Here is a 24316-nt window from a genome sequence, read left to right as displayed (position 1 = left end):
TCCGGCCGTCGCCGGCCGCCGGACCACCCGGACGCGGGCCGACACGAGCTCCGGCAGACAAGCACGCCGCAGACCGTCCCACGGTTCCCCCGAGGGCCCCTCCGGAACCGGCCGCGCCGTCCCGGAGCCCCGCTCACGCGTCCCAGGAAGGTTACGTCTTCCCAGCTCAAACCGGGTAACGGCGTCCCCGCGTCCCTGATCGCCGGCCCACCGTTGCGGCCGGGACGAACCGGCGGACAAGCTGACGGCGAAACATCGAGAGGGAGCAACTGTGAGCACTGTTCGGGCGGCCCGGGCCGCGATACGCACCAGCGACCGTCTCCACCGCGGGACGGTGGCGCTGGCGATGGGCGGGGTCCTGCTGATGACCGCGGCCTGCGGCGACGGCAAGGGCGAGGGCGGCGGTGACGCCGCGTCGGCCGGCGCCGCCACCTCCGGGGCCGCTTCCGGATCTGCTTCCGGATCTGCTTCCGGAGCCGCTTCCGCGGGGGCGTCCGACGTGGCGGCGCCGAGGACGTCGACCGCGGTGCTGGACGTGGAGCCGAAGGACGGGACCCAAGGAGTCGCGCCGACCGCGCTCCGGGTGTCCGTCTCCCACGGCAAGCTCACCGCCGTCGACGTGACGGACAAGAACGGCAAGCCCGTCCAGGGCTCGATCACCCCGGACGGCACCGGCTGGATGCCCGCCGCCGCACTCGCCCCCGGCACGGCGTACACGGTGAACGCCGAGGCGAAGGACGCCGACGGTCTGGTCGCCGCGGCCACCAGCGCCTTCACCACTGCCTTGCCCGGCAAGCAGGTGTCGACCAACGACAACATCGCCGACGGCCAGACCTACGGCGTGGGCATGATCGTCAAGGTGGACTTCAGCACCAAGATCGTGAACAAGGACGCCGTCGCCAAGGCCATCACCTTCGAGACCGACAACGGCACCGAGGTGAAGGGCCACTGGTTCGGCGACAACCGGATCGACTTCCGCCCGGCCGAGTACTGGAAGCCGAACACCAAGGTCACCATCCACTACCGGCTGAAGAACGTCGAAGTCGCCCCCGGCGTCTGGGGCGACGTCGACAAGGACGAACCGTTCACCATCGGCCGCTCCCAGATCTCGACCGCGGACGCCGCGAAACACCAGATGACGATCGTGCGGGACGGCAGGTCCACCACCGTGCCCGCCACCCTCGGCGACGACCAGCACCCCTCCTGGGGCGGAACCATGGTCATCATGTCCAAGGAGCCGGTCACCCACATGAACTCCCAGACCGTCGGCCTGGGCAACGAGTACAACATCCCCGACGTCCCGCACGCGATGCGGCTGACCAGGTCCGGCACCTACCTCCACGGCAACTACTGGTACGAGGGCGACCCGTTCGGCAAGGCCAACACCAGCCACGGCTGCGTCGCGCTCAAGGACGTGGAGGGCGGCAGCGACGCCTCCGTCGCCGGGTCGTTCTACAACAGCTCACTGATCGGCGACGTCGTCACGATCGTCAACACCAAGGAGAAGACCGTCTCCCCCGACAACGGCCTCAGCGGCTGGAACCTCCCCTGGGCCACCTGGTAGCCCGCTGGACGCCCTACCTCACCGCGGACGCGGCGCTCGTGCTCGCGCCGGGCCCGAGTCGGTCGGTGAACACTCGGCCTGCCGAGTCCGTATCCGGGGGAAGCACGTCCTCGCGAGCGGCAGAAAGGAAGCGGCGGCCGGGGAGGCCGTCGCGTGACCCCTGGAATCGTGATGAATTCCCACTCGATCCGAATCGCACTTCTGGGGACTGCGGTAGCCAGTGCCGTGGCGAACGCCGTGGTCCATCTGATCCTGGTCCCCTCGCACCTGGAGGAGAAGCCCTACATCGGCGTCCTGTTCGTGATCGGGAGCACGGTGATGCTCGGCGTGGCCGTCGGTCTCGTCGCCCTACGGCGGCCCGTCGGTGCCTGGCTGGTCGGGTCGGCGACCAGCATCGGCATGATCGTCGGGTTCCTGCTGTCCCGTACCGTCGGACTGCCGGGCTACCACGAGGAGGGCTGGGAGCAGCCTTACGGCCCGCTCTCCCTGCTGGTGGAGGCACTGTTCGTCGTCACGTTCGCCCTCTGGCTCGGCCGACCCCACGCCGCGCGCGTCGCCGAGACACGCCCTCGAGCAGCCCGCGTGAAGGCGTCGTCCGGCGCCGCGCGGTGAGGTCGGGGTCGTCCGGCTCACTCCGGCGCCTACCCCGCCCACATCGCCCGACACGTTCGGCGTGACGGCGCGGATTTCGGGGAACCCGCAGCACTGTGGGGCGCTACGGAAAGCGAGGTGCCGGAGCGATGACGGTCGACACGATCATCTCCAGGCTGCTGTCCGACCACGGCCGGACGTACGCCGAACAGGCAGGCATCACACTGCGCGACAAGCCCGCGCCGCTGTACCGGCTGCTGGTGCTCACGGTGCTCTGCTCGATCCGCATCAAGGCCGACACGGCCACCACCGCCGCGCGGGAGCTGTTCCGGGCCGGCCTGCGGACACCCAGGGTGATGGCCGACTCCGACTGGCAGGACCGCGTGGACGCGCTGGGGCGCGCCCACTACGTGCGGTACGACGAGAGCACCGCCACCGCCCTCGGCGACGGGGCCCAGCTGGTGCTCGACCGCTGGCACGGCGACCTCCGCCGGATGCGGGAGCAGGCCGACGGCGACCTGGACGCGCTGCGCGACCTGCTGCGGGAGGTCCCGAGGATCGGCCCGGTCGGCGCGGACATCTTCTGCCGGGAGGCCCAGGCCGTCTGGCCGCAGCTGCGCCCGTTCTTCGACGACCGGGCCTGCGGGACGGCGAAGGACCTCGGCCTGCCGCACACGCCCCGCGGGCTCGGCAGCCTGGTGCCGCCGAAGGACCATGCGAGGCTGGCCGCCGCCCTGGTGCGGGTCAGTCTGTCGAAGGACGCGGTGAAGGAGCTCCAGACCGTGTGACCCACCGTCACCGGGAGACGACGACGGGTCTTCCGCTCTCAACCGGGTCTTCCGCTCTCAACCGGGTCTGGTGCTCGTCCACCGGGCGCGCGGCCTCTCCTTGGTCAGGCCCGATCGGCCTTCCACTCCCGGGCGAGCGTCGCGTAGACGTACTCGCTGCCCCAGCGCACCTCGTCGAGGTCGTTCTCGACGAGGTGCGCCTCCCGGCGCATGCCGAGGCGCTCGCACACGCGCACCGACCCGGTGTTGAGCACGTCGAGGCGGGCGAAGAGCCGGTGGACACCCAGCTCGGCGAAGGCCCTCCCGGCGGTCGCCCGCGCCGCCTCGGTCGCGTAACCCCGGCCGCCGTACGCCGGGTTGAAGGTCCAGCCGATCTCGGCCTGGCGCGCCCGCGCGCTCGCGAGCTTCAGGACGACCTCGCCGACGACCTTCTCCTCGCCGACCGGGCAGACGGCGAGCGCGAGGGCGTCACCGTCCTCGGCCCACGCCGTGCCGGCCGCGCGCCGCGTCAGGCTCTGCGCGCACTGCTCACGGGTGAGTGGCGGCCGGTAGAGGTAACGAGCGACTTCGGGGAGGCTCTGGTACGCGTACAGGTCGTCGACGTCGTCGGGCGTGAACGGGCGCAGCAGGAGCCGTTCGGTGCTGAAGGGCAGCGAGAGCGTGGTCATCGATCCGGTGTTCCTCCCCGAGGGCCGCCCGCCGGCCCGAGTGACCGGACCGCGGGCCCCCGACGACTCGTCATGGGCAACAACGCCGTTGTAGATCCCCGGCCACCAGCTGCGCAACCCGATTTCCTTCACCGCCCGGGCCGCGGACGTCGGTGGTCACCGGGCGCCGACGGCCGTCGATGTCCGGTCCGGCCACGGGAGTTCGCCGACGCGGGACGGCCGTCCGGGTCGCGCCGTGCGGGCACGCCGGGCCCTCCGGAGGAAGCGACGCCCGAACGTGGCGGTCACAGGTCGTTGCCCGCGTAGGACAGGTTGAAGCTCTTGTTGGTGAGGGGGAAGTCGGGGACGATCGTGTCGGCGAGGGCGACGGGCAGGGCGGGCCAGTTGAAGAAGGACGGGTCGACGACCTTGACCCGGGCGAGGGTGGCATCGGCTCCGAGTTCGATTCGGGTGACGATGGTGCCGCGCCAGCCCTCGGCGATGCCGACGCCGCTGCCGCGAGCGGGCCGGTGCGGGCTGAGGTCGACGACGGCTCCGGGAGACAGGCCTTCGGCGAGGTGCTCGATCAGGGTGAGGGCGTCGCCGGCTTCCTGGGCGCGGATCCGGAAGCGGGCGAGGACGTCGCCGGTGTCGAGGGTCCGGCCGGTCAGGAGTTCGCCGAGGTCGTGGTGGGGGTGGGCGCGCCGGGCGTCGGTGGGCAGGCCGCTGGCGCGGGCGACGTAGCCGAGGCAGCCGAGGTCGTGGGCGGCCCGGGTCGGCAGGATCGCGGTGCCGGTGAAGCGGTCGTGGATGGTGGGGTGGTCGAGGGCGAGACCGGCGAGGTCGTTCAGGTCGGCACGGATCCGGGCGAGTTCGGTACGGTCCGGGAGGTGGCGCAGGACGGCACCGCCGGGGACGACGCCGCCGCGCAGCAGGCGGTGGCCGGTGACGGTGTGGTTGAGGCGGAGCAGGCGCTCGCGGATGCGCCAGGCGTGGGAGTTGAGGACGCCGTGGCCGACGTCGTTGCACAGGGCTCCGAGGTCGGTGACGTGGTTGTGGAGGCGTTCGAGCTCCAGCAGCAGGGCCCGGGCTCGCTGCGCCCGGGCGGGTGCCCGCAGACCGGTGGCCTCCTCGACGGCGAGGCAGTAGGCGAGGCCGTGGCCGACGGCGGTGTCGCCGCTGATCCGTTCCGCCAGCGGCACGGCGTGCTCGGGGTAGCGGCCTTCGAAGAGCTTCTCGATGCCGCGGTGGACGTACCAGAGGCGGGCCTTGAGTTTGAGGATGGTCTCGCCGACGACGGAGAAGCGGAAGTGTCCGGGTTCGATGAGGCCGGCGTGGACGGGGCCGACCGGGATCTCGTACACCCCCGGCCCTTCGACGGTGAGGAACGGGAACGGGCCTTCGGGGGTGCCGAATTCGGGTGGGGGTCCGGCATCGGGGCGCATCGGGTACCAGCCGCGGGGCCAGTGCGGGTGGCGGACGAGGCGGTGGGGCAGTGGGTGGCCGAGCGGGACGACGCCGTGCAGGTCGCGCATCTCGCGTTCGAACCGGCCTGCGGGGAAGGAGAGTCGGGCGAGGGTGGGGACGGCGGGTGCGCGGGCGTCCAGACGGACGTGGAGCTCGGTGCGGGTGTCGGGCGGGCCCTGGACGAAGAGGTAGACCACGCGGACGGCGGCGGGGTCGTCGTGGTGGGCGGCGACGAGGGCGAGCCGGTGGCCGTCGGCGAGCAACCGGGCGGCGTGCTCGGGGAGTTCGTCGGGTTCGAGGTCGGTGGTGGTGCGCTGCACGGGGTCAGTGCCCTCCGATCGTGGCGGCGGCGTCGAGCAGGTCGCGCAGGGGGGCGACGGTGACGCCGAGCGCGGCGCAGGCCGCGAGTGCGGCGGCGGGCGGCAGCCACGCGCTCGCCCCGGAGACGACCGGGGCGGCGGGCCCGGGTGGTGGTCCGAGCAGCATCCGGGCACCGCGCACCGCGATGGCGGCGAAGGCGACCAGGACCAGGACCAGGGCGAGCACGACGCTCCAGCCGAGTCCCGCGTCGAAGCCGGCGCGGGCGATGCCGAGTTCGGAGGCGAAGAGGCTGAAGGGCGGCAGGGCGAGCAGCGCGAGCAGGGCGAGGCCGAGCACGGCGCCGAGTGCGGGGGCGCGGCCGAGGAGGCCCCGGACGCGTCCGATGCGGGTGGTGTGCACCAGGTGCGCGACGTGTCCGGAGGAGCAGAACGCCGCGCCCTTGGCCAGCCCGTGGCCGGCCATGTGCAGCAGCAGTGCGGCCGTGGCCAGGTGGGTGCCGACGCCCGCGGCGAGGGCGATCAGGCTCATGTGCTCCATGCTGGAGTAGGCGAGCATGCGCTTGTAGTCACGCTGGGCGAGGAGCAGGGCCGCGGCCAGGGCGAGGGTGGCCAGGGCGACGGCGAGCAGCAGGGCGCGGGCGAAGCCGGTGCCGAGGGTGGAGTCGGCGAGCACCTTGTGGCGCAGGACGGCGGTGAAGGCGACGGCGAGCAGCACGCCGGACATCAGCGCCGAGACCGGCGCGGGGGCCTGGCTGTGGGCGTCGGGCAGCCAGGCGTGCAGGGGGACGAGCCCGGCCTTGGCGCCGAACCCGAGGACGGCGAGGGCGGTACCGAGCCGCAGGGTCGGCTGGTCGAGCCGGTCGGCGTGGGCGATCAGGGTGGGCCAGTCGAGGGCGCGGGACTCGGGGATGCCGGCGTGCCGGGCCGCGAAGTAGACCAACACGGTGCCGAGGAAGGCGAGGGCGATGCCGACCGAGCAGATCACCACGTACTTCCAGGCGGCCTCGACGCCGGCGCGGGTACGGCGGTGGCCGACCAGGAAGGCGGTGACGATGGTGGTGGCCTCGATGGCGACCCAGAGCACGCCGAGGTTCGCGGTGAGGGTGGCCAGGGCCATCGCGGCGAGGAAGAGGTGGACGAGCAGACCGTAGCGGCGGGCGTCGACGGGGTCGGTGCGTTCGGCCGCGAGGTAGGCGGGGCCGGCGGCGCACGCCAGGGCGCCGACCGCGCCGATGCCGAGCAGGATCCACACGGTCAGGGCGTCGGCGCGCAGCAGGCCGTCGTAGGCGGTGACGGAGCCGTGCCGGAGGACTTCGGTGGCCAGCGCTCCCGCGCAGGCGAGGACGGCGGCGGGTGGGAACAGTCCGGCCCAGGCGGTCGCGGGCCGCCAGCCGACGGCCGGGTAGAGCGCCGCGACGGCCAGTGGAGCGGCGACGGGGCCGGCGAGGAGGAGGGCGTCGGGCATCAGTCGTGCAGCTCCCGCAGGTCGTCGAGGTCGGTGCCGCCGAAGGCCGCGCGCATCCGGGCGGTGAGCACCTGGAGGACCAGCACCGCGAACAGGACGTCGAAGGAGACGCCGAGTTCGACGATCAGCGGGACGCCGGAGGTGGCGAGGAAGGCGACCGCGGTGATGCCGTTGTCCACGAGCAGGAAGCCGACCACCTGGGAGAGCGCGCGGCGGCGGGTGGCGAGGGTGAAGAAGCCGATCAGGACGACGGCCAGGCCGATCGGCAGGGCGCGGGTGGCGGGGGTGGGCGCCAGTTCGGTGAGCGGTCGGGTGACGGCGTAGGCGAGCAGGGTGAGGGCCGCGGCGGTCAGGAGTGAGGCGGTGACGTTGACCAGGGGCTCGCTCTCGTGCGTCTCGCCGCCGGCGGTGAGGGCGCCGCGCATCAGCCGCGGCAGGAGGCCGGCGCGCAGGGCGGCGATCAGCACGGCGACGCCGAGCAGGTCCCACCGGTGTTCGTGCAGGGCGAGGAGTGCGGCGATGGCGGCCAGTGCGATCCCTTGGGCCGCGAACACCCGGATGAAAGCCGCGAGTTGGCGCCGCCACAGCACCAGGACGGCGGCGAGCAGGAACACCCCGCAGGCGAGGTCCAGGAGTTGGGTGTACAGGCTTTCGCTCAACGCGTCACTCTCCGGTGAGGAAGTAGGAGGCGGCGACGGCGAGCAGTGCCAGCAGGAAGGAGCCGGCGAGGAGTTCGGGGACCCGGAAGAGCCGGATCTTGGCGAGGAACACCTCGGCGGCCGCCAGCAGCGCGCCCAGCAGGGCCACCTTGACGGTCACCACGACCAGCGCGAGGACGAGGGCGGCCGCGCCCGTCCCGGTGGCGATGCCCCAGGGGGTGAACAGCGAGGCCAGCAGGCCGAGCAGGACGGTGAGTCGCAGCTGGGCACCGAGTTCGATCAGTGCGAGGTCGGGGCCGGAGTACTCCAGCACCATCGCCTCGTGGATCATCGTCAGTTCCAGGTGGGTGGAGGGGTTGTCCACGGGCAGCCGGCCGGTCTCGGCGAGGGTGACGGCCACCAGGGCGACGGCGGCCAGCAGCCCGGTGGGGGTGGCGAGCCGGGCCGGGTCGTGGACGGCGCCGGTGACGATGGCGGCGAGGTTGGTGGAGTCGGCCGGGATGGACAGTGCGAACACCGACATCAGCAGGGTCGGTTCGACCAGCGCCGCCACCGTCATCTCGCGGCTGGCGCCCATGCCGCCGAAGGCGGTTCCGGTGTCCAGACCGGCCAGCGCGAGGGAGACGGTGCCGAGGGCGAGCAGCGCGACCACCACGATCAGGTCGGCGTCGCCGCTGACCGGCGTGCGGGTGGAGACGAGCGGCACCAGTGCCGCGGCGACCACGGCGGTGGCCACCACGACCAGGGGGGCGGCGCGGAAGGCCGGCCCGGTGCCGGTGGCGGTGACGGGCTGCTTGTGGAGCAGTTTGCGCAGGTCCCGCCAGGGCTGGCCGGGCCCGGCGCCCACCCGTCCTTCGAGTCGGGCGCGGACCTGGCGCATCAGCCCGGCCAGCCAGGGTGCCCCGGCGCAGGCGAGGACGACCTGGGCGACGACGGCCACGGTGCCGACCGGGTTCATGTCCCCACCCCGTCTCCCCCGGCGGGGGCGTCCCCCGACCTGTGCCTCGCGCCGATGGGCTCGCGCCGCGCGCTCACCTGGTCACCACCAGGGCGAGCAGCACGGCGACCAGGGTGGTGAAGCCGTAGCCGAGGTAGCGGTGGACGCTGCCGTCCGCGAGCCGCCGCCCGGCGCGGCCGGCCCGTGCCAGCAGGCGCAGGAGGGGCTGGTAGAGGCGGTGCTCGATCCGGTCCGGGACGCGGTGCTGGTAGCGCACCCGCTCGACCAGGTAGGCGGATTCGCGGACCGGGGTGACGTCGACGTCCTGCTCGGGGGCGAGGACGTCGTCGAAGACGCGCTGGAGCGGTTCGGCGAACGAGGTCGCGGTGTACTCCATCCGCGCGGTGGGCGCTCCGGCCCCGCAGGCCCACAGCGGGGCACCGGTACGGCGCGGGCCTCGGGCGAGGGCACGGACGAGCAGCAGGACGGCGGCCACGGCCGCGACCAGGGCGGCGGCGATCCAGAGCGGGGCCAATCGGCCCGACAACTCGGTGAGCCGCAGCCGCAGTTCACCTCCTCCGATCGGTCCACCGCCCGCCGCTCCGGCACCGCCCGTCGGTCCGGCACCGCGCAGCCCGGCCGCGGCGGCGGCTCGGCCCAGCCCGTCCGCGAGCACGCCGGGCACCAGGGCGAGGGCGACGCAGGCGGCCGCGCTCAGGCCCGCGCCGGCGAGCATCGTGGGCGGGCTCTCGTGGGCGCGTGCGGCGGCGGCGCTACGCGGGCGGGCGAAGAAGCCGACGCCGAGGGCCTTGACGAACGCGGCGGCGGCCAGCCCGGCGGACAGGGCGATGGCGGCGATGGCCACGGGCAGCATCACGGCGGTGGCCACGCCGGGCGCGGCGAGTCCGTGGATCAGGGACTGGAGCAGCAACCACTCGCTGATGAACCCGTTGCCCGGGGGCAGGGCGATCGCGCCCAGCGCGCCGACGGCGAACAGCGCGGTGGTGACCGGCATCCGGGGGCGCAGGCCGCCGAGGGCGTCCAGGTCGCGGGTGCCGGTGGCGCGCACGACGGATCCGGCCGCACCGAAGAGCAGGGCCTTGAAGGCGGCGTGGTTGACGACGTGCAGCAGGGCCGCCACGAGGGCGAGGGCGGCGAGAGCGCAGTTGCCGCCCGCGTCGAACAGCAGGGCGGCACCGATGCCGATCAGGACCAGGCCGAGGTTCTCACTGGTGGAGTAGGCGAGCAGGCACTTGAGGTCGGTGGCCACGGCCGCCTGCACGATCCCGTACACCGCCGTGACGGCGCCGAGCGCCACGGCGAGCAGTCCCCACCAGCGCGGCCCGCCGCCCAGCAGGTCGAAGGCGGTGCGGATCAGGCCGTACGCGCCGAGGTTCGCCATCGCCGCGCTCATCAGCGCCGAGACGTGGCTGGGGGCCTCCGGATACGCCCGGGGCAGCCAGGCGTGCAGCGGCACCATGTCGGCCTTGGACCCGAATCCGGCCAGCGCGAGGACGAAGACCGTACCGCGCACCGCCGGTGACAGGGTGTCGGAGGCGGCACGGAGGGCGGGGAAGGTCTCACCGCCGGCCCTGGCGGCGAACAGGACCAGGGCGATCAGCAGGCAGACGAGGCCGAGGTGGGTCATCACCGCGTACCAGACACCGGCTTCCCGGACGGCGGCCCGCTTCCGGTGCTCGGCGACCACGAGCAGCAGCGAGCTCGCCGCCATCAGTTCCCACAGCAGCAGAAAGGTCGAGACGGCGGCGCCGGCGGGGACCATGACCAGCGTCCAGGCGAACAGCGGCAGCACGGCCTGGACACCGCGCCCGGCCGGCCCCTGCCGGGAGTAGCCGATCCCGTACACGGCGGCGACGACGATCACCCCTCCGGACACCGCGGTGAACAGCCCGGACAGCGCGTCGAGGGCGAGGTGCACCCCGGCCAGCGGCAGCAGGTCCGGTAACGACGCCGACCACCGCTGCCCGCCCAGGGCCGCGCCCCCGGCGGCCAGCCCGGCGGCACCGACCCCGGCCGTGCACACCCCGACCAGCGCCGGGCGGAGGCGCTCGGGGGACACCAGCCCGGCCGCCGATCCGGCGGCGGCCAGGCCGCTCGCCGCCGCCAGCGCGGGAGCGATCGCGTTCACCGCCCGGTCACCCGTCGCAGCGCCGCGACGATCGCGGCCGGCTCCGGCGGGCAGCCCGGTACCTCCAGGTCCACCGGCACGATGTCGGCCACGGCCCCCGCGACGCCGTACGCCCCGGCCAGCAGACCGCAGTTCATCGCGCAGTCGCCGACCGCGACCACGACCTTCGGCTCGGGCACGGCCCGGTGGGTGCGGCGCAGCGGCTCGGCCATGTTCCGGGTGACCGGACCGGTCACCAGCAACACGTCGGCGTGGCGCGGCGAGGCGACCAGTCGCGCCCCGTACCGCTCGGCGTCGTACACCGGGCCGAACGCCCCGCCGATCTCGATCTCGCAGCCGTTGCAGGACCCGGCGTCGACGTGGCGCACCTGCGCCGAGCCGTGCAACTCGCGGGCGGAGGGCGGGACTTCGCCTTCGGGGTGGGGCGGGGCCGGTTCGGCGACCCGGCCGATCTCGCGGATCTTGCGCAGCAGATCCATCGCGGACCTCTCCGTCTCGACGCACGTTTCGGGGATGTGCTGTCCGGGGTCCGGCGGTCCGGCCCACAGGGCCTGACGGCCTGCCGCAACGGCGGGCGCGCACAGCGGACCGAGACCGGAACACAGAGTGCTCGGTCCGCTACGGCGAGAGACTATAGACCTGTCGGAGACCTGTCGGCGAGGCGGCGGAAACACCCACGTACCCGGAGGCGCCCACCGCCACCCTCGGGCGACCACGTCCGAGAGCGGCGGCGGGCAGGCGGCCCCATCGGCCGCGGACACCACGGGAGGACGGGGCGACCGGGCCGTCCGCGGCGTTCCCGCGAGCCCGCGCCATGGAGCACAACTTCCATGCCGCCGGCCCATGCCTGCCGTCCCGCCACGAGCCGCCCGGTGGGATACGTGCCCCGTCCTCCCGCACCTCGCAGTTGCGAATATTAGCAACTGTTCAGATGTTCGGGCGAACGCTTCACGGCGCCGGCCCGGCGAGCCCGCTCGCACAGGAGATCGCGATCATCCGAATCCACCACATGCCGAACAATCGAGTTGCGAAATTCTTCATCTCCGCACATCATGGTGCACTGTCCGACAGGCGCAGCGTGCCCGCGGCCGTCCCGAGGCGGACAGCCGGGGCGAGGGAGGGTGGCGATGACCGAGGCCTTCGAGCAGGAGCTGCGCGAGCAGCTGGACCTGGCGCACCAGGCGCTGAGCGACGCGCAGGCCGCGAGCGACCACGAAGGCGTCGCCGCCTACGAGGGCCGCGTGTCGGCGCTGCTCGCGATCGCGGACCTGAACGGCATCGACGTCGCGGGCTGAGTCGCGGGCCGAACATCCCGAGCACGACGCAAGGAAGAAGGCTGAGTCATGGCCGTCCCGCTGTACCAGGCGAAGGCGGAGTTCTTCCGCACCCTGGGCCACCCGGTGCGCATCCGGGTACTGGAACTGCTGCAGAACGGCCCGACGCCGGTGCGGGAGCTCCTCTCCGCCCTCGACATCGAGGCTTCCAACCTCTCCCAGCAGCTCGCGATCCTGCGCCGGTCCAACCTGGTGACCGCCACCCGCGACGGCGCCACCGTCGTCTACGCGCTCTCCACCCCGGACGTGGCCGAGCTGCTGATGGCCGCCCGCCGGATACTGAGCACGGTCATCAGCGGCCAGGGGCAGCTGCTGGCCGAACTGCGCGCCGGGGCCGAGGAGGTCCAGGCGTGAACGCCGTCCTCGACCGGATACGGGCGGTGCTGCCCACCCGGGCGATCCTCGCCACCATGGGGCGCTCCCCGCGCAAGGACCTGTTCGCCGGCCTGACGGTGGCGATCGTGGCGCTGCCGCTGGCCCTCGGGTTCGGGATCTCCTCCGGGGCGGGCGCCGAGGCCGGACTGGCCACCGCCGTCGTGGCCGGGGCGCTGGCCGCCGTCTTCGGCGGCTCCAACCTCCAGGTGTCCGGACCGACCGGCGCCATGACCGTCGTCCTCGTCCCGATCGTCGCCCGCTACGGCACCGACGGCGTGCTGACCGTCGGCCTGCTCGCCGGGGGCATCCTGGTGGCCCTCGCCCTGGCCCGGGCCGGCCGCTGGATGGCCTACGTGCCCGTACCCGTGGTGGAGGGCTTCACCCTCGGCATCGCCGGGGTCATCGCCCTCCAGCAGGTGCCCGGCGCGCTCGGCGTCACCAAGCCCGAGGGCGACAACCCGGCCCTGGTCGCCGCCGAGGCCGTCCGCGCGTTCGCCGCCGCACCGCACTGGGCCGCCGCCGGGACGGCGCTCGCGGTGGCCGCCGTGATGCTGGCCGGCGCGCGGCTGCGGCCCGCGCTGCCGTTCTCGCTGATCGCCGTCGCCGCCGCCACCGCCGTCACGGAGCTCGCCGACCTGCCGGTCGCCACCATCGGTCACCTGCCCACCGGCCTGCCCGCCCCCTCGCTCGGCTTCCTCGACCTCTCCGCCGTCCCCGCGCTGCTGCCCTCCGCGTTCGCCGTCGCCGCGCTGGCCGCGCTGGAATCGCTGATGTCCGCGACGGCCGCCGACGCCATGAGCGTCTCCGAGCGCCACGACAGCGACCGCGAACTGTTCGGCCAGGGCCTGGCCAACCTGGCCGCCCCGCTGTTCGGCGGCGTCGCCGCGACCGGCGCGATCGCCCGCACCGCCGTCAACGTGCGCTCGGGCGCCGCCTCCCGGCTCGCCGCCCTCGTCCACGCCGCCGTCCTCGCGGTCATCGTCTTCGCCGCCGCCCCGCTGGTGGCCGGCATCCCCCTGGCGGCACTGGCCGGGGTGCTGATCGCCACCGCCGTCCGCATGGTCCAGACCGGCTCGCTGCGGGCGCTGGCCCGCACCGGGCGCGGGGAGGCCGCGGTGCTGGCGCTGACCGCCGCCGCCACCCTGGCCTTCGACCTGGTCACCGCCGTGGTCGTCGGCATGCTCGTCTCCGGTGCCCTGGCACTCGCCGCCGTCGCCAAGGCGACCAGGATCGAGCAGGTCCCGCTGCACGCCGACCTCCCGCCGGCCGACCACCACGAGGAGGAGCAGGCGCTGCTCGCCGAGCACATCGTCGCCTACCGCATCGACGGCCCGCTGCTGTTCGCCGCCGCCCACCGCTTCCTGCTCGAACTCACCGAGTCCACCCAGGTCGGGGTCGCGATCCTGCGGATGTCACGGGTCAGCGCCATCGACGCCAGCGGCGCCACCGTCCTCGGCGACGCCATCACCGAACTCCGGCGGCGCGGCACCCTCGTCCTCGTCTCCGGCATCCGCGACGAACACCACCGCCCGCTGGACGCCCTCGGCATACTCGACCGCCTGCGCGCCGACGGCCACGTCTTCGCCACCACCCCCGAGGCCATCGCCCACGCCCGCACCCACCTGCACGACCCGCTGATCCCGGCGGGCCGCACCACCAGCGAGACCGCCGCCGCAGGAGCGACCAGTTGACCTCTTCCCCCGAGGAACATCCGTGATCCGCCGGCGGGGCCGGGGCCGCGGGCACCACGACCCCGGCCCCGCCATGCCGCCCCAACCCGTCGACGATCGCCGGCACTACCGGATGAGTCTGGACAGCACCTGGGCCGCCGCCCGGATCGTGCGCCGGATCACGGTGACCCTCCTCACCAACTGGCGCATCCCGCCGAGGACGACGGCCCACGACGCCGCCGTCTTCGCCGTCACCGAACTGGTCGGCAACACCGTGCGGCACGCCGGACGGCGGTCCCCGTCCTTCGAACTGCTCATCGCCGCCACCGGCACCCACCTGGAAGTCGCCATCCGTGACGGCGACCCGGCCCTGCTCGACCTCCCCGAACCGGACGACACGGGCGGTCTGGCCGCCGTCGCCGACCTCGCTCGCAACCTCGGTGGGCACCTCGGTGTCCATCCCGACCCGAGCGGCGGCAAAACCGTCCACGTCCTCCTGCCCCTCGACCCCTGACACCCCGCCGGTCCCCCGCCGCGACATCGGCCCGGTGTCCGCCGAGGCCGTTCGAAGACCCGTGGTCCGGCGCGGCGGCAGGAGGCGGCCCTAAGCCCCGGGCGGGACCGTCCCGGTGTCGCCGCGCAGCTCGTCCAGGAGTTCGGCGCGGTCGGTCAGCAGGGTACCGAGGATCGACCGGGCGACCGCGAGGAGGTCGGCGACCTCGGGTGTGGTGAGGCGGTAGAGCACCGTGGCGCCCTCCCGACGGGAGGCGACCAGCCCGGTGCGACGCAGGATCGCCAACTGCTGGGACAGGTGTGCCGCCTCGATCCCGACCTCGGGCAGCAGCTCGGCGACGGCCTGCTCACGCTCGCTCAGCAGCTCCAGCACCCGGATCCGGGCCGGGTGACCGAGCGTCTTGAAGAACTCGGCCTTGTGCTGGTAGAGCGGCACGCTGACGACCGACGGCTGTCGCGGGGCGGGCGTGTCCACCGGGCTCACCGTCCCTGTCCAGTGCGGGCCGTGAAGAACATCATCACCGCCGACTCTAGCAACTCCACCGGCGGATGATCATCCCGCCGCCATCGCGGCGAGCGCGACGTCCGGGCCCGGGCCCGGGCCCGGGTCCGGGAGGAGTCGGATCCCGCCGAGGCCGTGGCACCCCGGCAGCGCTTCCAGCGCCCGTCGGATGCTCACCGCCGCCCCTCTTCAGCACACGCGGGGCGACGGTGAGCCGCCGCGAGGAGCCACCGGCTGCCCGCCGGCGGCTGGGGATCAGGACAGTCGCCCGGTGTGCGCGGATCCCGCCCCCGTGCGGCCGAGCCTCCGAACCGGCCCGGCACCACGGACGGAGCGAGCGGCACCCGAACACACCGACGCGAAGAGACACCCATCCCGACCCCCCTCGCAGTTGCCAATCTTAGCAACTGCTAAGATTTGAATCACGGTGGCACTGCCGGAAGCGTGCCACCGCCCAGGGCGGCCCTGCCGGAACCGACGCCGGCACGGGCCGCCCTGTCGCATGCTCGCGCCCAAGAGGCCGCCGACGATCGGCCGCGACCCCGGCACAATCCGGCGGAGGCGGCGAAGGAAGACGGCGAGGCGGTGACCGGCCGGGCGTCGGAGTCCGGTACGGGGCGCCGATCGGCGGGCCGGCCCGGCCGCTGCCCGCGATGGCCCGATGTGACAGATCCTGGTCGTTGCGGCCGCGTCCGATCGGGCGGAAGGATCAGGCCATGCCCCAACCGCACCACGTCGTGATCGTCGCCTTCCCCGGCATCGAGCTGCTGGACGCCACCGGACCGGCCGAGGTCTTCTCCGTCGCCTCCAGGGTCGCCACAGCCGACCGGCCCGGCTACCTCGTGCGGATCGCGACGCCCGACGGCGGGCCGGTGACCACCTCCAGCGGCCTGCGACTGATGGCCGATCTGGCCTTCGACGACGTGGCCGGCCCGATCGACACCCTGCTGGTGTCGGGGGCGATCGAACTCGTCGACGGCGGGGTGGAGCCGGTGATCGACCACCAGGTCACCACGTGGCTGCGCCGTGCGGCACCCCGGGCCCGGCGGACCGGCTCGATCTGCGCCGGGGCGCACCTGCTGGCCGCCGCGGGGCTGCTGGACGGCCGGCCCGCGACGACCCACTGGCTCACCGCCGGCCGACTGGCCGCCGAGCACCCGGACGTCCGGGTCGATCCCGATCCGATCTTCATCCGGGACGGGCGGATGTGGACCTGCGCCGGCGTCACCTCGGGGATGGACATGGCGCTCGCCATGGTCGCCGAGGACCACGGCCAGGACCTCGCGCTCGCGACCGCCCGGATGATGGTGATGTACGTCAAACGCTCCGGCGGGCAGAGCCAGTTCAGCGTGCCACTGTCCGTCCGTAGTTCCGTCCGTGGCTCGGAACGGAACTCCTCGGACGACCGGATCGACGAGCTGCGCCGGTGGATCGGCGAGCACCTCACCGAGGACCTCTCCCTGGAGGCCCTCGCGGCCCGCACCCACCTGAGCACGCGGCACTTCACCCGGCTGTTCCACCGGCGCACCTCCACGACACCGGCCGCCTATGTGGAGGCGGCCAGGCTGGAGGCCGCCCGGCGACTGCTGGAGGACACCGACCGGAGCCTGCCGGAGGTCGCCGCCGCCAGCGGCCTCGGCTCCGTGGAGACGCTGCACCGCGTCTTCCGGCGGCGGCTGGGCACCACCCCGGCCGAGTACCGCCGCCGCTTCTGACCTCCCGACCCACACCACCTGCCGGCCGCCGGGCGCACTCGCGCACCGGCCGAGCCCCGCCATGCCCGCACGCGCGGCATCGACCAGCACCCCTCGGAGGAGAACCATGCGCCGCACGAAGGTCGTCCCGATCCCGGTCATGGGCCGGCACAACATCAACGCCTACCTGCTGCTCGGCCGCCGACCGGTCATCGTCGACGCCGGAACCCCCGGCAGCGGCCGGAAGATCCTGGACCGGGTCACCGCCCACGGGGTCGACCCCGCCGAGGTCTCACTGATCGTCATCACCCACGGCCACATCGACCACTTCGGGTCCGCCGCCGAACTGCACCGGCTCACCGGCGCGCCCGTCGCCGGCCACGTCGCCGACCTCGGGCCGTACCGCTCGGGCCGGGTCCGCGAACCCTACCTGCCCACCGGCCCGATGGGCCGCCTCATGAACCGCAACCCCAAACTCCATGCCCGGGCCGAGCCGTTCGAGCCCACCGTGCTCCTCCGCGGCGAGACGAGCCTGGAGGACTTCGGCCTCGCGGCGCGCGTCATGCCCACCCCCGGCCACACCGCCGGCTCGGTCTCCGTCCTCACCGACGACGGCGACCTGATCGCGGGCGACCTGATCGCGGGCTCCTTCATGGGCCTCGTTCCCGGCAAGCCCGCCAACCCGCCCTTCCACGACGACCCCCGGCAGAACCTCGCCAGCCTCCGCGAGATGCTCGCCCTCAACCCGACCACCCTCCACGTCGGCCACGGCACCCCACTGGATCCCGACCGGGTACGGCAGTGGGCCGAGCGGGAACACGCCCGCCTCGCACGGCTCGACGCCGCCGGCCGCCTCGCCGCCCGCGGTGAGTGACGCGGCCTCCGCGGCCCCGGCCGCAGGGCGGGCTCCCGGCGCCGCCGTCCGAGTGGCGCCGACGTGCGACGAAGCGGACACTGATGGTAGTTGGCATGCAGACCATGCCCGCGGTGTCGCGCTCTGCTGCGTACAGCGTGCGGGCGCCGCGGACAGGACGCGGCCCCGGTGGACGGCCCGCTCGTCTGTCAGCGGTTTCGCTCGACGCAGCAATCGTCTCGCACTTCCCGATCGGCGGCCGAGTCGTCGCGGGGAACCGGTCGGCCAGGCAGACCAAGTCACGGACGCAGCCGCATGGAAAGCCACACGCATCTCCCCTTGGTGCCACAACCCTACGAACGGCAGGGGCGAACCCGGAAAGGAAGGTAGAGCCGCATGAGTTCGCCGAGTTTCTTCAGCCAAGCCGGGAATTTCGCCAGCGCGGTGTCGGGCGGCGTCGATCCCCGAACCGGCCTGTTCAACGTCCAGATCACGCTGGGCCACCTCGTCGGCAACCGCAACCTCGGTCCGACCCTGCCCCTGGAGCTGAGCTACTCGCCGCTCAACTGGACGAACTCCGGCTTCGGCCAGGGATTTTCGCTGGGCCTGACCGTCTACGACACCGACGCCCACCTGCTGAGCCTCGCCAGCGGCGATCAGTACAAGGCGGAGGACGTGCCGGAGAAGAAGAAGGTCAACCTCTTCCAGAACCCCCTCGTCACGGCCTGTATGACCATGGAGGACACCTCCTACAAGATCGTCCACAAGTCCGGCGACGTGGAGATCCTCACCGGCCCGAAGAACGGCTACGCGCTGAAGGTCCCCACCGCCCTGGTGACGCCTGCCGGCCGCCGGCTGGAGCTGGAGTGGATCTACAAGGGGTCCCAGCCGCGTCTGTCGAAGATCTCGGACGAGAACGAACCCCTGCTCACCGTGGACTACAGCGATCAGGCCAAGAGCATCCTGACGATCCTGCCGGGCCAGAGCGAGGCCTTCGACGTCGAGCTGTGGTTCTCGGACGACCGGCTCACCCACGTACGCCACCACGGCCCCGGCAGCGAGGAGGTGCTGGACTGGGGCTTCACCTACGGCGACATGGGTCAGACGTGGGGTTCGTGGATCACCGCCGTGTCCATGCCCGGCGGGATGAGCGAGAGCGCCACCTACGACCCCACCGGGCACAAGTTCCCCACCAAGGCCGACCTGCCGGACCTCCCCTATGTGACCGAACTCGTCCAGGTGCCGGGGTGTGACCAGCCGGCAGTGAGGAAGACCTACACCTACAGCGACGACAACTTCGTCGGCGGGCACTCCGGGATGGACTGGAGCGCGCAGGAGGACTACCTGTACGGGACCGCGTCGGACTACACCTACTGGTCCATCGAGTCCCGGCCCTGTGGGGACCAGACCGCACACGTCAAGCGCACCTACAGCAACTACCACCTGCTGACGGACGAAACCGAGTGGCAGAACAGCTGCTCCAGGACCACCCACACCGACTACCACGTCGACCCGGGCAAGCCGTTCGACAAGCAGCCGCCGCCGTTCCAGCTCCCCAGGACACGGACCGTCACCTGGAGCGAACCCGACCCCCAGAAGCCGGGATCGACGAAGACCCGCCCCGAAGTCACCGAAACCGTCTTCGACGACCAGGGCAACCCGGTCAGCCGGAAGGATCCCGACGGCACTCTCACCGAGTGGGCCTTCTATCCCGCGAGCGGCAGCGAGGACGAGGCCCACAAGGACTGCCCGCCCGACCCCAACGGCTTCACCCGCCTGCTCAAGAGCGTCACCCGGACCCCGCCGGACACCGGGTTCAGCGCGCCCGTCTACGTGACCACCTATACCTACGAAGCCGCGAGCACCAAGGAGTCGCGGGTCCCCATCGTCGTCCTGAAGTCGAAGGAGTCCCACCAGGGAGGCGGTGCGCTCCTCAACGAGAGGACCTACAGCCACGAGACGAGTGACGCCAAGGAGTTCGGCCGCATCACCGGCATGGTCGAGACCGAGTACCCCGATGGCAGCAGCGGCACCTCCTACGAGACGACCCACACGTTCACATTCTCCGTCACCGGCGACGCCCTCCAACAGAGCCACAGCCTCACGGTCGACGACAAGGCCGAGAAGCTCACGGTCACGCGCTCCCAGACGCGTTCGCGCTTCACCGGGCGTCTGCGCTCGGCCAAGGACCCGCAGGACAACGAAACGGCGATGACCTACGACAACCTGGGCCGCCTCGTCGAACGCACCGCGAACCCCGGCACACCCCACGCCGCCACGCAGACCCACCACTACGCGATCGGCCCCGGCGGCAAAGGGTTCGTGGTCACGTCCACCGACACCCGAGGCAACCAGGTCCGCGACACCCTCGACGGCGCAGGCCGGGCCGTAAAGGCCGAACGCCTGGACATCGACGCCATCGGCGACGGCGACTGGTACACGCTGAAGACCATCGGCTACGACGAGCAGGGCCGCACGGCCACCACCACGACCTTCGACCGAACCCGCGACGGCACTGCCGCCGAGCTGGGCCAGACGTTCGCCTACGACGACTGGGGCCAGCCGCTGACCGTCGAACGCACCGACGGCCCCACCCACCTCACACGGGGAGACCCCGTCGAGCAGACCGTCACCACCCAGATGCTGCACGACGGCACCGAGGCCACAGGCACCCAGGTCACCACCCGCGACCTGCGCCTGAGACCGGTGAGCATCGAACGGTTCGCGCGCGACTCCGCCCACACTCCGCGGGGCAAGCGCACGATGGAGTACGACGGCTGGGGCCGACTCCGCCGGGCGACCGACGAACTCGGCAACCGGACACTCCACGACTACGACGTGCGCGGCCGCCTCACCCTCACCACCCTCCCCGACGGCACCACCCACCCCGAGGGCACGAAGATCGGCCGCAGCTACGCACCGTTCTCCGCCCAGCCGCTCGCCACCGACGTGAGCGTCGACGGGACGTCCTACGGTACGCAGACCTTCGACGCCTTGGGCCGGCGCACCTCCACCACCGCGGGCCAACGCACCTGGTCCTACACCTACGCCCAGGACGCCGACCCCCGCCCGGCCGGGGTCACGGCGCCCGACGGCCAGGCCAGCAGCTACCGGTACGAAATCGAGCTGGGCAACGCCCTCACCGAGGTCAGCACCGCCCCGATCACCCAGACGTTCACCCGTGACCCGGCGACCGGAGCCCTGACCGAGGCCGTCGAGGGCACCGTCACCCGCACCCGCGACTACTACCCCTCCGGCCTGGTCAGCGCCGACACCACCAAGACCGGCACGAACACCCTCACCACGAAGGCCTCCTACACGGTGGCAGGCCTGGAAGGCAGCTACACCGCGGTCGACGGGGTCGTCCAGAAGACGACCCGGGACGAGTACGGCCGCATCGCGGCACTCGTGGACGGTGACGACGCACAGACGATCGTCGACTACGACGACACCGGCCGCGTCAGCGGATGGACCGCCACCGACACCACCGGCCACAAGCTGACCACCGAACTGGCCCTGGACGACTTCGGCCGCGAAGTGAAGCGCACCATCACCGACGACAACAGCACGTCCTGGACCCTCACCCAGGAGTGGAACGACAACGACACCCTCAGCCGCCGCACCCTCACCCGCGGCACCACCGAACTACGCGACGAGAAGTTCACCTACGACGGCCGCAACCGCCTCACCGCCTACAGCTGCGCCGGCACGGCGCCCCCCAAGGACCACCGTGGCAACACCGTCACCGCCCAGGCGTTCACCTACGACGCCTACGCCAATGTCACCACCTGCACGACCACGTTCTCCAGCGGCTCCGACACCGCGACCTACCACTTCTCCGCCACCGACCCGTGCCAGCTCACCCGCATCGAACACACCCACGCCGACTACCCGAACGCCACCCTGAGCTACGACAAGGCCGGGCGCCTGACCACCGACGACACCGGACGCACCCTCACCTACGATGCCCTCGGCCGCCTGCGCACCGCAGGCAGCGACAGCGCCACGAGCTCCTACGGCTACGACCCGCTGGACCGCCTCCTCACCCAGACCACCAGAGCCGCCACCACCGTCCTGTCCTACCGCAGCGGCACCCTGGCCGCGGTCACCGGGGACAGCACCGGCATCCGCCTGCTCCAGCTCGGCTGGGCGTGCACCGCCCAGCACCGTACCGACGGCTCCCAGCAGACCGACACCCGCCTGCTGGGCACCGACGCCCAGCGCACCGTTCTGCTCGCCACCGGCTCGAACCAGCCTGAGGAGTACGCCTACACCCCCTACGGCGACCGACCCGCAGAGGCGGCCGCCAGCATCCTCGGCTACACCGGCGAACGCACCGACCCCGACCTCGGCTGGCTACATCTGGGCAACGGCTACCGCCCCTACCACCCCGGCCTCATGCGCTTCACCGCACCCGACAGCCTCAGCCCCTTCGGCCCCGGCGGCATCAACCCCTACACCTACTGCGCCGGCGACCCCGTCAACCACACCGACCCCAGCGGCCACCTCAGCTGGGGAGCCTGGCTGGGCATCGGCCTCGGCGTCCTCGGCCTGGCCGCGGCCGCCTTCACCGGCGGCGCCTCCATCGTGGCCGCCGGCGGACTCATCGCAGCGCTGGAGAGCGCCTCCGCCACCAGCCTCGTCTTCGGAGCCCTCGCGGCCACCGCCGACATCACCGCCATCTCCGGCGGCGCGCTGGAGAAAGCCTCCCCCAAAGCCTCCTCCGTCCTCGGCTGGGTCTCCCTCGGCACCGGCCTCGCAGCACTGGGCGGCCTGGCCTCGATCGGCCGGGCCACAGAAGGCATCGAGGTCGCCACGGAGGCCAGAGCGGTCGCCACGGAGGCCACGGACGCCGCCACGGAGACCGCCACCGCTGCCGAACTTCCCACCGGAGTCCGGGGCGACGCCTCCCTCGCACGGTGGTACTACGCGCAATACGGGGAGAACACATTCGGCGCAGGTGAGACCGGCCTGCGCACATCCCCCAACTTTGCGCTTCCGGAAGGTCGCATGTATTCCGAGGAGATCTACTCCCCGCCGACCGGATCGGATTGGAGCACCCTGAAGGCAAGAGTCAGATCGGCGGTCTACGAACTCAACTCCAACCGGACGCCGATGCAAAGGGGCAGGCTCCGGATGGCGGCAGGGATGCAGATAGGCGATGACATATTCGTAGGCACGAGCGGAGGCCCCGAGGTCGCAGGAAGCACAAATTTCACAGCCCCGAGATTCTCCGCCCTGAAGGCGATCACCGAAAACTTGGAGGCAGATTCCGCAAGCGGCTGGAGATGCGCCGAGATCCACTGCATGGAGCGGGCATTGGATGCGGGATACACCATCGAGGACTTCAGGGGAGCTCGCATGGTCGCCATGTATCCCATGTGGCGGAGCAGCACGTTCAACAGGCTCGCCAGAGTGGTGGAGGAATGGCGCGAGCCCTGCCACGCCGACAAACACCTCCTCGGACACCTCGGGATCCTGTGGTAGCACACGCCGGCTGCCAGGCCTGAGTGGCAGCCGGAAAATCGCAACAAACATCGGCGAGTTCCGGCCGGGCATCGAGCTATCTGGAGGGCAGAACCATGCCGAACCCATGGGACAGTGTCTCGAATCTCAAATTGACCGTCACGGACACCGGGCAGCCGGCCTGTGACATCTACGCAAACGGGCTGAACAGAATCAGCGTGACGGTCTTCATCAATCCGATCGACGCGGACCACAACAGCGTAGAGGTGGACCCCAAGCATCTCGCCGCCAACACATGGCTCATCAACTACGCCACCCAGGCGAAGCTCAACCGGGACGGATCATCCGGCTGGTGCTACACGGACACCCCGAACCAATTCGGCGCAATCCCCAACCCCAGCACGACCCACGAGGCGAAAGGCGACGGCTACGAAGTCACCTTCTACATCTACTGCACCCCCGATGCCCCATCCGACCAGGAAATCGGCGTTCTGGTTCACACCGACACGGGGAAAGACGTCTACAATTCTGACAGCGGCGACTGGCACACGCCGGTCACTTTCACGGCGTTGCCGACCTTCACCTACAAGAAGGGCGACATCACCTGGGACCACGAGCCGGCGAAGGTCACCTCTGGCTGGTGTCTCGCCCACCACTTCTACCTGACATGCGCAAAGACCGGTCACCATTTCGTGACGTTCTCGGTCGATGGTTACTGCACCGGCGACCCGAATCTCGACGGGCTGATGGGATGGCAGCTCACCGGTGTAGCCCAGGATCGCCCCGGAATGAAAACATACCAGTACTTCTACGGAGCCTATGCCTGGTGGCGGGAACCGCACACGAGAAAAGACAACCAGCGGGTCTCCTATTTCTACGCCCCTGACCCCTACGACGATCCGTTCTGGGATGAACTGGAGATCTACAACAAGAGCTCCATCGAAAACGAGCGCAGCCTCAGCTGCACCTGGATATGCCATCAGGCCCAGGATGCCGATATTCCGTACACCCCGAACGGAGGTGAGATGACGGAAGACCACCACTCCTACTCCCCGAAAATCGTCGCATACGACTCCTACGGGAATTCAGGAGACTTCTGGCCGGACGCGGAAAACCTCGTGCCGGACCAGGGCGAGGGGCCGAAGCTCGATATCTATGACTACAACCCGCATCCCTGAGGAGCGATGGCCCCCCGCCTCCGATGACCGACTGCCCGAGCTGTAGCCGAGAGCACTTCGCGGTAACTCCCTCACGGGCCCGAAAGCCCGAGATACGGCTCGCGCCCGCCGTACGGGCCAGCGACCCCGGCCGGGCGCGGCCAC

20 protein-coding genes are annotated in these 24316 nt (G+C 71.9%); 11 read left to right on the top strand and 9 right to left on the bottom strand.

What is annotated here, in order from left to right:
- Positions 1-271 precede the first annotated feature (271 nt).
- The 3 genes from ABZ449_RS07990 to ABZ449_RS07980 all read left to right on the top strand — a co-directional run bounded on the left by ABZ449_RS07990 (position 272) and on the right by ABZ449_RS07980 (position 2943).
- Entirely contained in the window at positions 272-1564 is a 1293-nt protein-coding gene (locus tag ABZ449_RS07990; RefSeq protein ID WP_360341996.1) for an Ig-like domain-containing protein, read from the top strand.
- 225 nt (positions 1565-1789) lie between these two features.
- Positions 1790-2176 (top strand): hypothetical protein, encoded by a 387-nt coding sequence (locus tag ABZ449_RS07985; RefSeq protein WP_360341993.1) that lies wholly within the window; start codon positions 1790-1792, stop codon positions 2174-2176.
- 128 nt (positions 2177-2304) lie between these two features.
- Positions 2305-2943, top strand: a complete 639-nt coding sequence (locus tag ABZ449_RS07980) for an endonuclease (RefSeq protein ID WP_360341990.1) — start codon at positions 2305-2307, stop codon at positions 2941-2943.
- 104 nt (positions 2944-3047) lie between these two features.
- On the opposite strand, the gene ABZ449_RS07975 is transcribed toward ABZ449_RS07980, so the two are convergent.
- From ABZ449_RS07975 to ABZ449_RS07945, 7 genes are all read right to left on the bottom strand, one after another.
- Entirely contained in the window at positions 3048-3611 is a 564-nt protein-coding gene (locus ABZ449_RS07975; protein WP_360341987.1) for a GNAT family N-acetyltransferase, read from the bottom strand.
- Positions 3612-3895: 284 nt separating this feature from the next.
- The gene (locus ABZ449_RS07970; protein WP_360341984.1) at positions 3896-5377 is read right to left on the bottom strand and encodes an NADH-quinone oxidoreductase subunit C; all 1482 of its coding nucleotides are present in this window, start codon (positions 5375-5377) and stop codon (positions 3896-3898) included.
- Positions 5378-5381: 4 nt separating this feature from the next.
- On the bottom strand, positions 5382-6842 hold the full coding sequence (locus ABZ449_RS07965; RefSeq protein ID WP_360341982.1) for a proton-conducting transporter membrane subunit: 1461 nt from the start codon (positions 6840-6842) through the stop codon (positions 5382-5384).
- Positions 6842-7501, bottom strand: coding sequence for a hypothetical protein (locus ABZ449_RS07960; protein ID WP_360341979.1), 660 nt, complete (start codon positions 7499-7501; stop codon positions 6842-6844). Before ABZ449_RS07960 ends, ABZ449_RS07965 begins: the two co-directional genes overlap by 1 nt.
- A gap of 4 nt (positions 7502-7505) precedes the next feature.
- Positions 7506-8459 carry an NADH-quinone oxidoreductase subunit H gene (locus tag ABZ449_RS07955; RefSeq protein ID WP_360341976.1) on the bottom strand — a complete coding sequence of 318 codons (954 nt, stop codon included), beginning with the start codon at positions 8457-8459 and terminating at the stop codon, positions 7506-7508.
- 73 nt (positions 8460-8532) lie between these two features.
- Positions 8533-10587, bottom strand: coding sequence for a proton-conducting transporter membrane subunit (locus tag ABZ449_RS07950; RefSeq protein WP_360341973.1), 2055 nt, complete (start codon positions 10585-10587; stop codon positions 8533-8535).
- Positions 10584-11066, bottom strand: a complete 483-nt coding sequence (locus tag ABZ449_RS07945; RefSeq protein ID WP_360341970.1) for an oxidoreductase — start codon at positions 11064-11066, stop codon at positions 10584-10586. Before ABZ449_RS07945 ends, ABZ449_RS07950 begins: the two co-directional genes overlap by 4 nt.
- A gap of 648 nt (positions 11067-11714) precedes the next feature.
- Here ABZ449_RS07945 and ABZ449_RS07940 point away from each other — a divergent pair.
- From ABZ449_RS07940 to ABZ449_RS07925, 4 genes are read left to right on the top strand one after another with little or no spacing between them, the layout of a single operon-like run.
- The gene (locus tag ABZ449_RS07940; protein WP_360341967.1) at positions 11715-11882 is read left to right on the top strand and encodes a hypothetical protein; all 168 of its coding nucleotides are present in this window, start codon (positions 11715-11717) and stop codon (positions 11880-11882) included.
- 48 nt (positions 11883-11930) lie between these two features.
- Positions 11931-12275, top strand: coding sequence for a metalloregulator ArsR/SmtB family transcription factor (locus ABZ449_RS07935; protein WP_360341964.1), 345 nt, complete (start codon positions 11931-11933; stop codon positions 12273-12275).
- Positions 12276-12331: 56 nt separating this feature from the next.
- Complete coding sequence (locus ABZ449_RS07930; protein WP_360342038.1) at positions 12332-13987, top strand: SulP family inorganic anion transporter; 1656 nt, start codon at positions 12332-12334, stop codon at positions 13985-13987.
- A gap of 22 nt (positions 13988-14009) precedes the next feature.
- Complete coding sequence (locus ABZ449_RS07925; RefSeq protein ID WP_360341961.1) at positions 14010-14480, top strand: ATP-binding protein; 471 nt, start codon at positions 14010-14012, stop codon at positions 14478-14480.
- Positions 14481-14570: 90 nt separating this feature from the next.
- On the opposite strand, the gene ABZ449_RS07920 is transcribed toward ABZ449_RS07925, so the two are convergent.
- Positions 14571-14954, bottom strand: coding sequence for a metalloregulator ArsR/SmtB family transcription factor (locus ABZ449_RS07920; protein ID WP_360341958.1), 384 nt, complete (start codon positions 14952-14954; stop codon positions 14571-14573).
- Between the two features lie 78 nt (positions 14955-15032).
- Positions 15033-15158, bottom strand: a complete 126-nt coding sequence (locus ABZ449_RS07915) for a hypothetical protein (protein ID WP_360341955.1) — start codon at positions 15156-15158, stop codon at positions 15033-15035.
- 539 nt (positions 15159-15697) lie between these two features.
- Between ABZ449_RS07915 and ABZ449_RS07910 the strand changes: the two genes are divergently transcribed.
- The 4 genes from ABZ449_RS07910 (at position 15698) to ABZ449_RS07895 (ending at position 24172) form a co-directional block, all read left to right on the top strand.
- Positions 15698-16696: a helix-turn-helix domain-containing protein gene (locus tag ABZ449_RS07910; RefSeq protein WP_360341952.1), complete on the top strand. Its 999-nt coding sequence runs from the start codon at positions 15698-15700 to the stop codon at positions 16694-16696.
- Positions 16697-16802: 106 nt separating this feature from the next.
- The gene (locus tag ABZ449_RS07905) at positions 16803-17549 is read left to right on the top strand and encodes an MBL fold metallo-hydrolase (RefSeq protein ID WP_360341949.1); all 747 of its coding nucleotides are present in this window, start codon (positions 16803-16805) and stop codon (positions 17547-17549) included.
- 375 nt (positions 17550-17924) lie between these two features.
- A complete protein-coding gene (locus ABZ449_RS07900; RefSeq protein WP_360341946.1) occupies positions 17925-23015 on the top strand; it encodes an RHS repeat-associated core domain-containing protein in 5091 nt (1696 codons plus the stop codon).
- Between the two features lie 131 nt (positions 23016-23146).
- Positions 23147-24172 (top strand): hypothetical protein, encoded by a 1026-nt coding sequence (locus tag ABZ449_RS07895; RefSeq protein WP_360341943.1) that lies wholly within the window; start codon positions 23147-23149, stop codon positions 24170-24172.
- Positions 24173-24316: the final 144 nt, after the last annotated feature.

The organism is Kitasatospora sp. NPDC005856, from assembly GCF_040629945.1.
Taxonomy (GTDB): Bacteria; Actinomycetota; Actinomycetes; order Streptomycetales; family Streptomycetaceae; genus Kitasatospora.
This window is presented reverse-complemented; position numbering and strand designations above follow the sequence as displayed.

Bases quoted from the DNA above. Each gene is read 5' to 3' on its own strand.
- ABZ449_RS07980 (WP_360341990.1), top strand. From the start codon at position 2,305: ATGACGGTCGACACGATCATCTCCAGGCTGCTGTCCGACCACGGCCGG.
- ABZ449_RS07975 (WP_360341987.1), bottom strand. From the start codon at position 3,611: ATGACCACGCTCTCGCTGCCCTTCAGCACCGAACGGCTCCTGCTGCGC.
- ABZ449_RS07965 (WP_360341982.1), bottom strand. From the start codon at position 6,842: ATGCCCGACGCCCTCCTCCTCGCCGGCCCCGTCGCCGCTCCACTGGCC.
- ABZ449_RS07955 (WP_360341976.1), bottom strand. From the start codon at position 8,459: ATGAACCCGGTCGGCACCGTGGCCGTCGTCGCCCAGGTCGTCCTCGCC.
- ABZ449_RS07945 (WP_360341970.1), bottom strand. From the start codon at position 11,066: ATGGATCTGCTGCGCAAGATCCGCGAGATCGGCCGGGTCGCCGAACCG.
- ABZ449_RS07940 (WP_360341967.1), top strand. From the start codon at position 11,715: ATGACCGAGGCCTTCGAGCAGGAGCTGCGCGAGCAGCTGGACCTGGCG.
- ABZ449_RS07935 (WP_360341964.1), top strand. From the start codon at position 11,931: ATGGCCGTCCCGCTGTACCAGGCGAAGGCGGAGTTCTTCCGCACCCTG.
- ABZ449_RS07930 (WP_360342038.1), top strand. From the start codon at position 12,332: ATGGGGCGCTCCCCGCGCAAGGACCTGTTCGCCGGCCTGACGGTGGCG.
- ABZ449_RS07910 (WP_360341952.1), top strand. From the start codon at position 15,698: ATGCCCCAACCGCACCACGTCGTGATCGTCGCCTTCCCCGGCATCGAG.
- ABZ449_RS07905 (WP_360341949.1), top strand. From the start codon at position 16,803: ATGCGCCGCACGAAGGTCGTCCCGATCCCGGTCATGGGCCGGCACAAC.
- ABZ449_RS07900 (WP_360341946.1), top strand. From the start codon at position 17,925: ATGAGTTCGCCGAGTTTCTTCAGCCAAGCCGGGAATTTCGCCAGCGCG.